Below are 9,225 nucleotides of genomic sequence, written 5' to 3'. Positions count from 1 at the left end.
CGCCGAACCACGCCCCCTGAATACGCACACCCGGAGCCCTACATGCAAAACGCCACCCGCCTCGTCTACAACAACCTGCTGATCCGTCTCGGCGAACTCAACAACGTGCCTTCGGCGCGCGAGCAATTCGCCGTCGAGCCCTCGGTGCAGCAGACGCTGGAATCCAAGATTCAGGAATCCAGCGAGTTCCTCAAGCTGATCAACATCATCGGCGTGAAGGAGATGAAGGGCGACAAGCTCGGCCTCGGCGTGAGTGGCCCCATCGCCAGCCGCACGAACACCGATGTTGCTGACCGCGATCCGCGTTCGGTCGAGGCTCTCGACGAGAAGGGCTACGAGTGCAAGAAGACCAACTACGACACTTTCATCAAATACGCCACGCTCGATGCTTGGGCCAAGTTCGCCGATTTCCAAACCCGCGTGCGCGACCTGATCCTGAAGCGTTCGGCGCTCGATCGCATCATGGTCGGCTTCAACGGCACCAGCGCCGCGGCGACCACCAACCTCGCGCTGAACCCGCTGCTGCAGGATGTGAACATCGGCTGGCTGCAGCACATCCGCGAAGACGCTCCAGCGCGCGTTCTGGATGATGGCGCCGTCGCCGGCAAGGTCACCGTGGGTGAAGGCGGCGACTACAAGAACCTCGATGCGCTGGTCTACGACGCCTACAACACGTTGCTCGACCCGTGGTTCCGCAATGACGGCGCGCTGGTCGCGATCGTCGGGCGCAACCTCATGCACGACAAGCTGTTCCCCCTGGTCAGCGAGCCGAGTGCCCCAACCGAGATGCTCGCCGCCGATATCGTGCGCAGCCAGCGCCGGCTGGGTGGCCTGCCGGGCGTCACGGTGCCCTACTTCCCCGAGAACAAGGTGCTGATCACGCGCATGGACAACCTGTCGCTCTACTGGCAAGAGTCGGCGCGCCGCCGCAAGCTGGACGACAACGCCAAGCGCGACCGCATCGAGAACTACGAATCGAGCAACGATGCCTTCGTGGTCGAAGACTACGGCCTGGCGTGCCTGGTCGAGAACATCGAAGTCCTCGGCTGATCGCCATGCGACAAACGCCCGCCCAGCGCCACCTCGAGCGAAAGCTCGCCGTCCTCGCGGTTGCCGCGGCGCCGGCGGGCGGCCAGCTCGAGGGCAGCGCCTACGAACTCATGCTGGTGCAGCTTGCCGAGCACCGCCGCCGGCTCAAGGACATTCAGTCCATCGAGCGAAAGATCGAAGCCAAGCGCCAGTTCCTCCCCGACTACGACGCATGGATCGACGGTGCGCTTGAAGCCGGCAACGGCGCGCAGGACCAGATCTTCACCACGGTGCTCGTCTGGCACATCGACGCCGGCAACTACCGGCGCGCGCTGCAGATGGCGCCCTACGCCATCAAGCACGGCCTGCAAATGCCCGACCAGTACGACCGCAGCCTGGGCACCGTGCTGATCGATGAATTCGGCGCCGCGGCCCTGGGCGGCAAGATGACCATCGACGAGGCGCGCGAGCTGCTGCCCCACGTGCTGGACCAGACCGCAGAACTCGACGCCCCCGACCAGGCCCGCGCCAAGCTGCACAAGGCCATGGGCTACGCACTGATCGGCAAGACCGGTCCGGCGGACCTGGACTACGACACCGTGCCGCTGCCCGCAGTGAAAGCTGGCCTTGACCACTTGCAGCGCGCCCTCGACCTGTTCGACCAGGTCGGCGTGAAGAAAGACATCGAGCGCCTCGAGCGACGGCTGAAGAACGCCGCGCCCGCGACGCCGTAACGATTCCGGACCCCGGAACCCCGGCGGCTCGGGCTGATTCCTGTAGGCCCCCGGCCTCCATGGACGAAGCCCGATCACCGCCGACCTATTCCCAGAGCACCAGCCCAGACCATGAGCTTTCTCGCCAATCCGCCCACACCGACTGCGACCGAAGAGCAGCAGCTCACGAACGACGGCTGGTTCCCGGATATCGACCTGGCGAAGCTGCGCGCCACGGCGCGGCTGGACGGCACCGTGACGCCCGAGCGCCTGCACTACAGCGCGCTTACGGCGGTGCTGGGCATCAATGCGGAGTTGGCCCCCTACAAGGGCGCCCAGCAGCTGCTCGGCCATGCCACGCTGACGGCCGTTCCGGCACCCAGCATCGATGGCCAGAGCGCACAGATCGCCCGCTACCTGAGAGCGGTCTACAGCAGCGTGCAGGCCGATCTGATCGAGCACTACCGAGACTTCGACACCACGGGCGCCGGGGACAAGGTGGCAGAGAAGATGGAAATGCGGACCAGCGAACTGCGGCGCGATGTGCGCTGGGCGGTGTCGGATCTGCTCGGTATCCGCCGCACCACCGTGGAGCTGATTTGATGAAAGCGCGTGCCATGCAGGGCGACACGGTCGATCTGCTGTGCTGGCGCGCGCTCGGCACCAGCGACATCGTGGAAGCCACCTACCTCCTCAACCCCGGCCTGGCCGATCACGGGCCCGTGCTGCCCACCGGCCTGCTGGTCGAGCTGGCAACGCCGGTCGCCGCCACTACCCGGCCCACCGTGAGCCTTTGGGACTGACCACATGCAAGACTGGCTCAAGAAGCTCTTCACCGAACCCCACACCTTCGGAATCATCATCTCCAGCGCGCTGGTCGGGCTGTTCGCCGGGCTCGCGCAGGGCGTTGTCGAGAAACGCCATGGCGGCTGGGGTGGCTTCGCGCGCGCGGTTCTGACCGGCGTTGCCGTCGCCGTGATCGTCGGACTTGGCATCCAGGGGTTCGTGGCCTCCGAGACCCTGCGCCTGGCCATCGTGGGCGCCTGCGCGGTGATCAGCGAAGACATCTGGATGGGCCTGCGTGCTATGGGAGTCGCCATGCGCAACGACCCGCTCGGCTTTGCGGTGCGGCTGCTCGATGCGATCCGCGGGCGCGACCATGCGTCGCGCACGCCTGCCAGCCCAGACCTTGCGCCGCGGCCCGAAGAAGGGAGCAAACCATGATGTGGGTACTTGCCGTGCTGCTCGGCCTGGCCGCCCTGCTGCAGCTCGCGGTGCACGTGGCACCTGACATTCACGACGCGCCGCTACGGGGGAAGGCCCGCCGGATCAAGATCGCCGCGCTGTCACTGCTGTGCGGTTACTTCGGCTGGGCCGCATTCCTCGGGCACAGGGAACACCCCTGGCTGCTGCTCGCACTCGTCCTGGCCTGCCTGGCCGAAATGGGATTCGCCATCAATCGCCTCTTTCCCGGCGAAAACAACCGCCTGCAAAGGGCCAGGGAGGCTCGGCATGAATGAGCATCTCAGCATGGGGCTGGACGGCCACGCCGTGGCGCACTACTTCGAAGATTGCAAGCTGCGCGCCTACCCCGATCCCGGCTCGCCTTTGTTCGCCGCGTTGCGCACGGCAGGCATTGATCCCTACTCGCTCACCTCCGTGCCCTCTGCTTTTGCGCACCTGAGCGGCAAGCCTTGGACCATCGGCCGCGGCGACACCGGTCCGGGTGTGGTGGTGGGCCTGATCATCGGTGCGGCGGAGGCAGACCGCCGATACGCACGCCGCATGTCCAGCGAATTCGAGCCGGCCGTGCGGCGCGCCGTCGACGTGCCGCTGGTGCAGCGCCAGTTCGACGCACTCGTGTCGATCTTCTACAACGGCGGTGTCGAAGCGCTCAGCACGTCCACGCTCGTTCGAATGCTCAACCGTGGCGACCGCACGGGCGCCGCGGCGCAGTTCCCACGCTGGAACAAGTCCGGTGGCAAGGTGATGAAAGGCCTCCAGCGCCGGCGCGAAGCCGAGCGGCTGCTGTTCCTCGGTAGCGACCCGAAGCCGGCCATCGCCGCCGCCCTGGCGAAGTTCCCATGAGCGCCCTGTTGAAAGCGCTGCCCTACCTGCTGGCCGCCGCTGCAGCCCTGGCCTGGACGGCCCTTGCCTACTACCTCGGCGGTGAATCGCGCGGCGATGCTGTGCTTCTCGCTTGGCAGACCGAACGCGCCGGCAATGCGCGTGCGGTTCTCAATGCGCTCGAGCGCACCCTCGACGCCGAGCGTGGTCTTGGCGAAACCCTTGCGGCGCATGACGCGCGGCATCAAAAGGAGTTGGAACGTGTCCGGACTGAAAAGAAGCTTCTCGAGCACCTGCTTGGCACTGGCGCTGTGCGCGTGTCAGTCCCCGCCCGCCCTGCCGCCTGTTGCGCCGTCGTTGCTTCAGGTTCCGTCCCTTCCTGCGACCCTAAAGAAGCGCGAGCCGAACTTGACCCTTCGTTTGCGGGCGCTTTGGCAGGAATCACCAGCGACGGCGACAGCGCCATCGTCGACCTCAACGTCTGCATCGACCGCTACAACGCTGTCCGCGACGCAGCCGCCACCCTGAGCCATGCGCAAGCCCGCTAGCCTGCGCTCTCACCTCACGGCGGCCACGCCCGAGTTGCGGCGCGACCCCGACAAGATCAGCATCTTCGTGCGCGAAGGCCGGATCGTCGCCGCGGGCGCGGAGTCGCTGTCGTTCGAATACAGCTACACCGTCAACGTGGTGCTGCTCGACTACGCCGGAGACGCCAACGCCCTCATGGTGCCGCTGCTCGCCTGGCTGCGCGTCAACCAGATCGAGATCTTCGAGAACACGGCGCTGCGGCAGAAGTCGATCCGCTTCGAGGTCGAGCCGCTCAACAAGGAGACAGCAGATATTTCCATCGAGATCGATTTGACCGAGCCAGTTGTGGTGGCACCTGGTGCTGACCCCACCTCGCCCGAAACGACGAAGCGCTACACCGTGTCCAGCCCGGCCGAGCCGGAGCGCGTTGGCGCTCTCCGAGTCGCGGAGCACTGGGAGGTGTGGTTTCAGGGTGAGCTGCTCGCAGATTGGGACTTCGAAGCCACCGAGCCATGACCGCCGGAGACCCGCTCAGCGCGCTCGAGGACTGGATTGCGCCGCTGCTTGCAAAGCTCGAGCCGGCGCAACGGCGCATGCTGGCCCGCAATGTAGGCCAGACGCTGCGGCGCAGCCAAGCCGAACGCATTGCTGCCCAGCAGAACCCGGACGGCAGCGCCTATGCGGCGCGCAAGCCGAGCAAGGCTCGGCAGCAGCAGGGCCGCATCCGTCGCACCATGTTTGCCAAGATGCGGACGGCGCGGCACCTACGGCTGCAGGCTAGCGAAGACGTGGTGACCATTGGTTTTCTGAGCCGCACTTCACGCATTGCGCGCGTGCATCAAGAGGGCCTAAGCGATCTCGTCGAGTCCGGCGGCCCTGCGTATCGCTACCCAATGCGCGAACTGCTCGGCTTGTCGGGCCCCGAGCGTGAATACATCAAGGATCTGCTGCTCCGGTTTCTCGCCAACTGAGGCCAGAATTCGGTGAGCAAATTGGTCGGCCTTCAGAGGGGCAACCTCAGCATAGTCGCGACCGGCTACAGTGCGTTAGGAGGACTTCACACATGGGCAAACAATGGCCGCCGGTCACACATTGGCAAGACTTCGAAGAGCTCTGCCTCGCTCTACACACTGCTGAGCACAAACCAACACAAAGCTTCAAATACGGTCGCGCCGGACAAGCTCAATTCGGCGTGGACATTGTCGCGCGCGACCGATCCACGCATTTATGGACTGGAATTCAGTGCAAGCTCAAGACTGAGCTTCTCGGCAGCATCCTCACTCAACGACAACTTATCGACGCCTATGAAAAATCGAAGCAGTTCGAGCATGGATTGGAGAAGCTCGTCGTAGCAACAACTTGTCCGACAGACCGAGACGTGCAGGATCTTGCTGCACATATTTCAAGCAGCTTCCAGCAGCGGCATCCGGTCGAGGTAATGTTTTGGGATCAGATCGAGGTCCTTCTCGATAAACATGTCGAGGTCGCGAAGCGCTTCTATCCGGAGTTCTTTGATGCTGACTCGTCCATCGTCGATCCCCTCGATGGTTCTCTACACGTCACTTTGACTGCGAGCGATTGGGAGAAGCGGCTCGCGATGTTGTTTAAGCACCGGTCTTTTCGAGCTGCTGTTGGCGGTCACGCGGCAGCTATTGCCACGATCGCGTCTGAGCTGGTTGATAACGCGCTCAATCCTGGAAAGGGCGGCGCGTCACGCGTGTTCATTTCCCTTTCAGATGCAGTGCTCAGCATCCGCGATGACGGCGTTCCCTTCGACTCAGTTTTGACTCAGACGAGTCTCAGTCCTGAGATGCAAGGAGTCCGCGCCATCCGGGCACATTTAGAAGCCTCCCGCGGAGCGTTGCAATACAAATATATTGAAGCGGATCGGCGGATTACAAGGTTCAACGAGACGAGGCTTCACATCATCGAAGCGACGGCGGAGCCAATGGACCCGTGCCGAGCGGCAGGGCCAGCACACTACTTGCTGAGTAGAGATGCTGCTTATAAGTTTGTACGAGAACTGAAGCTCCCACCTGATTGTGAGAGCTTCACGCTGCGCTTATTGGGCGACGAGTTTTTTAATCAGTCGGCAACGGCCCAATTAATCACGTCGCTTCTTGCAAGACTTGGTGGCAAGCGCTTAGTTATCAGGGTTGGCCAAGATTGCCACGGCTATCTTTGGGCCCTGCAAGCACAAGCCAACCTGCACCCGGAGGTGTCAATCGAACTGGTATAGGTCACGATAGGGTCGGCAGGAACAACCGGCTCCCTTCGGCTTCTCTTGTAGATTGCCTCTCTACAAGCGATATCAAGTGCACCCCGCGCGAGCCCTCGGCACCATCGGTGCATGGTCAGTCAAGGCTCCAGCAACGCTGAATTGGTTCGCTGCATCGAGAACATCGTGCGGGCGGGCACCATCGCCCAAGTGGATCACGGGGCCGCACGCTGCCGGGTCAAATCCGGCGGGCTCGACACCGATTGGCTGCCGTGGATCTCGATGCGCGCTGGCGACGTTCGGCGCTGGTCGCCGCCCTCCTCCGGCGAGCAATGCGTGGTGTTCTCGCCTGGCGGGAACATGGCATCGGCTTTCGTACTGGTCGGCATCTTCAGCGACACGATCCCCGCCAACGGCGACAGCGGTGATGTGGAACGCACCACATATCCCGATGGCGCAGTCATCGAATACGACCACGCCGCACATGCCCTGACGGCCACGCTGCCGGGCGGCGGTACCGCCGACATCACGGTGCCCGAATCGGTCACAGTGCACTGCAAGACCGCCGACGTGACGGCCAGCGAGAGCGCCACGGTGCACTCGCAGCAGATCACCCTCGACGCGCCGATGACCATTGCCACCGGTCAGCTGCTGGTGCAGGGCCTGCTCACCTACACTGCCGGCATGGCTGGCTCCGGCGCCGGGCCCGGCGGCAAGACCGCGCAGATCGACGGTGACATGGAGTTCGTCAACGGCCACGGCTTGGCAACGGACGGCGGTGACATCGTTGCGGGCAACATCAGTCTCCTGAGCCACAGGACCTCCGGCGTGGTCAAGGGCGGCGACACCAGCGACGGGCCAGTGCCATGAGCGGCATGAGCCGGCTCACCGGCAAGCCGCTGGATGCCATTGAGCACCTGCGCCAGAGCATCGCCGACATTCTGGGCACGCCGATCGGCAGCCGCCTGATGCGGCGCACTTACGGCAGCCAGCTGCCCGACCTGATCGACCAGCCCGACAACGGCGCCACGCGCGTGCGCGCCTACTCGGCCGTCGCCGGCGCGCTGATGAAGTGGGAGCCACGCCTGCGCCTTTCGCGCGTGCAGCTCTCCAGCGGCACGCGGCCAGGCCAGGTGGTGCTCGACCTCTCGGGCGTCTACACGCCGCCCGGCCTGGCCGCGAGCGTGCTTGCGTTGCGCGTGCCGGTGCAGATGAGGGCCGCCGCATGACCATCGATATGTCGCAGCTGCCCGCGCCGCAGGTGATCGAGCCGCTGGACTACGAGACGATCTACCAGCGCAAGCTGGCGGAGTTCCAGGCGGCGTACCCGGACTTCACGCTGGTGCTCGAGTCCGACCCGGCGGTGAAGCTGCTGGAAGTCATCGCGTACCAGGAGCTCGTCATGCGCCAGCGCATCAACGACGCGGCCAAGGCGTGCATGCTGGCCTACGCGGTCGGAGCGGATCTCGACAACCAGGCAGCCAACCTGGGCGTGACGCGCCTCGAAGTGACGCCGGCCAACCTGAATGCAGTGCCTCCCATCGAGGCGGTGATGGAAAGCGATGACCGCTTGCGCGAACGCGCCCAAATGGCGTTCGAAGGCCTGACGACGGCCGGGCCGATCGAGAGCTACCGCTTCCATGCCATGACTGCCAGCGCGCACGTGGTCGACGCCGGCGTCGACAGCCCTCTGCCCGGCACGGTGCGCGTGTCCATCCTCACGGACAACGACTCCGGCCTTCCCGATGAAGCTCAGCTCACGCTGGTGCGCAATGCCCTCAACCAGGAGAAGATCCGCCCGCTCTGCGACCTGGTCACCGTGCAAGCCGCGCAGATCCTCGAATCGCCCATCGTGGCCGTGCTGCATCGCAAGAACGGTCCGGTCGCCGAGGTTGCCGAGCAAGCGGGCCGGATCGCGCTCGACAAGTGGCTGGTCAAGATTCGCAAGCTGGGTGCAGGCCTGGCGCGTTCGGGTATCGATGCCGCGCTGCATCAGCCGGGCATCGACCGTGTGGAACTGACCTCCCCGGCCGTCGACGTCCTCTGCGACCGCACGCAGTGGGTGCGCGTCTCCAGCATCACGATCACCGAAGAGGTGACCAATGAGTGATGCGCGGCTCCTGCCGCCCAACCGCACACCACTCGAATCGGCCATTGCGGCCGTGTCTGCGCTGACGCTGAACACATCCGGCCTGCGCCACCTGTGGAGCGCACGTCATTGCCTGCAAACGGCCTTGCCGTGGCTGTCGTGGGCTCTGACTGTCGAAGGCTGGAGTGACGCCCGCAGCGAGGACGCGCGACGCGCCGTCATCCTCGACAGCATCGACATCCACCGCCACAAGGGCACGCCTTGGGCAATCCGGGCGCTGATCCGCGCCATCGGCTTCGGCGAGGTGACCATCATCGAACGTGTCGGCGGGCGCACCCACAACGGCACTATCCATCGCGACGGCGAGTTCCCACATGCGCCCCTCGCGGCGACCTGGGCCACCTACAAGATCGTCCTCGAACGTCCCATTACCAACGCGCAGGCCGAGCGCCTGCGCAAGCTGCTGCCCGCGGTTGCACCTGCGCGCTGCCATCTGGTCGGGCTGCGCTATGCCGCGGTCGCCAACAGCCACAACGGCGCCACGCGACGCGACGGCACCTACAACCACGGAAGCGCCTGAC

The 9,225-nt window shown here is 64.8% G+C and carries 15 protein-coding genes; all 15 read left to right on the top strand.

Annotated features, from left to right (window positions below):
- The first annotated feature begins 42 nt into the window (after window positions 1-42).
- The 15 genes from BLR24_RS17740 (at window position 43) to BLR24_RS17670 (ending at window position 9,224) form a co-directional block, all read left to right on the top strand.
- Complete coding sequence (locus tag BLR24_RS17740) at window positions 43-1,050, top strand: phage major capsid protein, P2 family (protein ID WP_093019225.1); 1,008 nt, start codon at window positions 43-45, stop codon at window positions 1,048-1,050.
- Window positions 1,051-1,055: 5 nt separating this feature from the next.
- Complete coding sequence (gene gpM / locus BLR24_RS17735; RefSeq protein WP_093019223.1) at window positions 1,056-1,763, top strand: phage terminase small subunit; 708 nt, start codon at window positions 1,056-1,058, stop codon at window positions 1,761-1,763.
- Between the two features lie 111 nt (window positions 1,764-1,874).
- Window positions 1,875-2,345, top strand: a complete 471-nt coding sequence (locus BLR24_RS17730) for a head completion/stabilization protein (protein ID WP_093019221.1) — start codon at window positions 1,875-1,877, stop codon at window positions 2,343-2,345.
- Window positions 2,345-2,545, top strand: coding sequence for a tail protein X (locus BLR24_RS17725; RefSeq protein WP_093019219.1), 201 nt, complete (start codon window positions 2,345-2,347; stop codon window positions 2,543-2,545). The genes BLR24_RS17730 and BLR24_RS17725 overlap by 1 nt, the downstream gene beginning before the upstream one ends.
- Window positions 2,546-2,549: 4 nt before the next feature.
- A complete protein-coding gene (locus BLR24_RS17720) occupies window positions 2,550-2,966 on the top strand; it encodes a hypothetical protein (RefSeq protein ID WP_093019217.1) in 417 nt (138 codons plus the stop codon).
- A complete protein-coding gene (locus tag BLR24_RS17715) occupies window positions 2,963-3,262 on the top strand; it encodes a hypothetical protein (protein WP_139188776.1) in 300 nt (99 codons plus the stop codon). Before BLR24_RS17720 ends, BLR24_RS17715 begins: the two co-directional genes overlap by 4 nt.
- On the top strand, window positions 3,255-3,830 hold the full coding sequence (locus BLR24_RS17710) for a lysozyme (protein ID WP_093019213.1): 576 nt from the start codon (window positions 3,255-3,257) through the stop codon (window positions 3,828-3,830). Before BLR24_RS17715 ends, BLR24_RS17710 begins: the two co-directional genes overlap by 8 nt.
- Entirely contained in the window at window positions 3,827-4,357 is a 531-nt protein-coding gene (locus BLR24_RS30435) for a lysis system spanin subunit (RefSeq protein ID WP_139188775.1), read from the top strand. The genes BLR24_RS17710 and BLR24_RS30435 overlap by 4 nt, the downstream gene beginning before the upstream one ends.
- Window positions 4,341-4,853, top strand: coding sequence for a phage tail protein (locus tag BLR24_RS17700; protein ID WP_093019211.1), 513 nt, complete (start codon window positions 4,341-4,343; stop codon window positions 4,851-4,853). The genes BLR24_RS30435 and BLR24_RS17700 overlap by 17 nt, the downstream gene beginning before the upstream one ends.
- Window positions 4,850-5,308 carry a phage virion morphogenesis protein gene (locus BLR24_RS17695; protein WP_093019209.1) on the top strand — a complete coding sequence of 153 codons (459 nt, stop codon included), beginning with the start codon at window positions 4,850-4,852 and terminating at the stop codon, window positions 5,306-5,308. Before BLR24_RS17700 ends, BLR24_RS17695 begins: the two co-directional genes overlap by 4 nt.
- A gap of 92 nt (window positions 5,309-5,400) precedes the next feature.
- Window positions 5,401-6,576: a restriction endonuclease gene (locus BLR24_RS17690; protein ID WP_139188774.1), complete on the top strand. Its 1,176-nt coding sequence runs from the start codon at window positions 5,401-5,403 to the stop codon at window positions 6,574-6,576.
- Window positions 6,577-6,687: 111 nt separating this feature from the next.
- Complete coding sequence (locus tag BLR24_RS17685; protein WP_093019204.1) at window positions 6,688-7,425, top strand: phage baseplate assembly protein V; 738 nt, start codon at window positions 6,688-6,690, stop codon at window positions 7,423-7,425.
- Window positions 7,426-7,430: 5 nt separating this feature from the next.
- The gene (locus BLR24_RS17680) at window positions 7,431-7,784 is read left to right on the top strand and encodes a GPW/gp25 family protein (protein WP_217636330.1); all 354 of its coding nucleotides are present in this window, start codon (window positions 7,431-7,433) and stop codon (window positions 7,782-7,784) included.
- Window positions 7,781-8,665 carry a baseplate assembly protein gene (locus BLR24_RS17675; protein WP_093019200.1) on the top strand — a complete coding sequence of 295 codons (885 nt, stop codon included), beginning with the start codon at window positions 7,781-7,783 and terminating at the stop codon, window positions 8,663-8,665. Before BLR24_RS17680 ends, BLR24_RS17675 begins: the two co-directional genes overlap by 4 nt.
- Window positions 8,658-9,224 (top strand): phage tail protein I, encoded by a 567-nt coding sequence (locus BLR24_RS17670; RefSeq protein ID WP_093019198.1) that lies wholly within the window; start codon window positions 8,658-8,660, stop codon window positions 9,222-9,224. The genes BLR24_RS17675 and BLR24_RS17670 overlap by 8 nt, the downstream gene beginning before the upstream one ends.
- The last annotated feature ends 1 nt before the right edge of the window (window position 9,225 follow it).

Source organism: Variovorax sp. OV700 (assembly GCF_900099805.1).
In the GTDB taxonomy this organism is placed as follows: Bacteria; Pseudomonadota; Gammaproteobacteria; order Burkholderiales; family Burkholderiaceae_C; genus Variovorax.
The sequence above is the reverse complement of the archived record's forward strand: the minus strand, read 5'-3'. Positions and strand labels throughout refer to the sequence as shown.

What these genes read in the sequence shown, in the direction of transcription:
- BLR24_RS17700 (WP_093019211.1), top strand. Translation starts at nt 4,341, where the DNA reads ATGCGCAAGCCCGCTAGCCTGCGCTCTCACCTCACGGCGGCCACGCCC.
- BLR24_RS17690 (WP_139188774.1), top strand. Translation starts at nt 5,401, where the DNA reads ATGGGCAAACAATGGCCGCCGGTCACACATTGGCAAGACTTCGAAGAG.
- BLR24_RS17695 (WP_093019209.1), top strand. Translation starts at nt 4,850, where the DNA reads ATGACCGCCGGAGACCCGCTCAGCGCGCTCGAGGACTGGATTGCGCCG.
- gpM (WP_093019223.1), top strand. Translation starts at nt 1,056, where the DNA reads ATGCGACAAACGCCCGCCCAGCGCCACCTCGAGCGAAAGCTCGCCGTC.
- BLR24_RS17725 (WP_093019219.1), top strand. Translation starts at nt 2,345, where the DNA reads ATGAAAGCGCGTGCCATGCAGGGCGACACGGTCGATCTGCTGTGCTGG.
- BLR24_RS30435 (WP_139188775.1), top strand. Translation starts at nt 3,827, where the DNA reads ATGAGCGCCCTGTTGAAAGCGCTGCCCTACCTGCTGGCCGCCGCTGCA.
- BLR24_RS17680 (WP_217636330.1), top strand. Translation starts at nt 7,431, where the DNA reads ATGAGCCGGCTCACCGGCAAGCCGCTGGATGCCATTGAGCACCTGCGC.
- BLR24_RS17715 (WP_139188776.1), top strand. Translation starts at nt 2,963, where the DNA reads ATGATGTGGGTACTTGCCGTGCTGCTCGGCCTGGCCGCCCTGCTGCAG.
- BLR24_RS17670 (WP_093019198.1), top strand. Translation starts at nt 8,658, where the DNA reads ATGAGTGATGCGCGGCTCCTGCCGCCCAACCGCACACCACTCGAATCG.
- BLR24_RS17720 (WP_093019217.1), top strand. Translation starts at nt 2,550, where the DNA reads ATGCAAGACTGGCTCAAGAAGCTCTTCACCGAACCCCACACCTTCGGA.
- BLR24_RS17740 (WP_093019225.1), top strand. Translation starts at nt 43, where the DNA reads ATGCAAAACGCCACCCGCCTCGTCTACAACAACCTGCTGATCCGTCTC.
- BLR24_RS17730 (WP_093019221.1), top strand. Translation starts at nt 1,875, where the DNA reads ATGAGCTTTCTCGCCAATCCGCCCACACCGACTGCGACCGAAGAGCAG.
- BLR24_RS17675 (WP_093019200.1), top strand. Translation starts at nt 7,781, where the DNA reads ATGACCATCGATATGTCGCAGCTGCCCGCGCCGCAGGTGATCGAGCCG.
- BLR24_RS17685 (WP_093019204.1), top strand. Translation starts at nt 6,688, where the DNA reads ATGGTCAGTCAAGGCTCCAGCAACGCTGAATTGGTTCGCTGCATCGAG.
- BLR24_RS17710 (WP_093019213.1), top strand. Translation starts at nt 3,255, where the DNA reads ATGAATGAGCATCTCAGCATGGGGCTGGACGGCCACGCCGTGGCGCAC.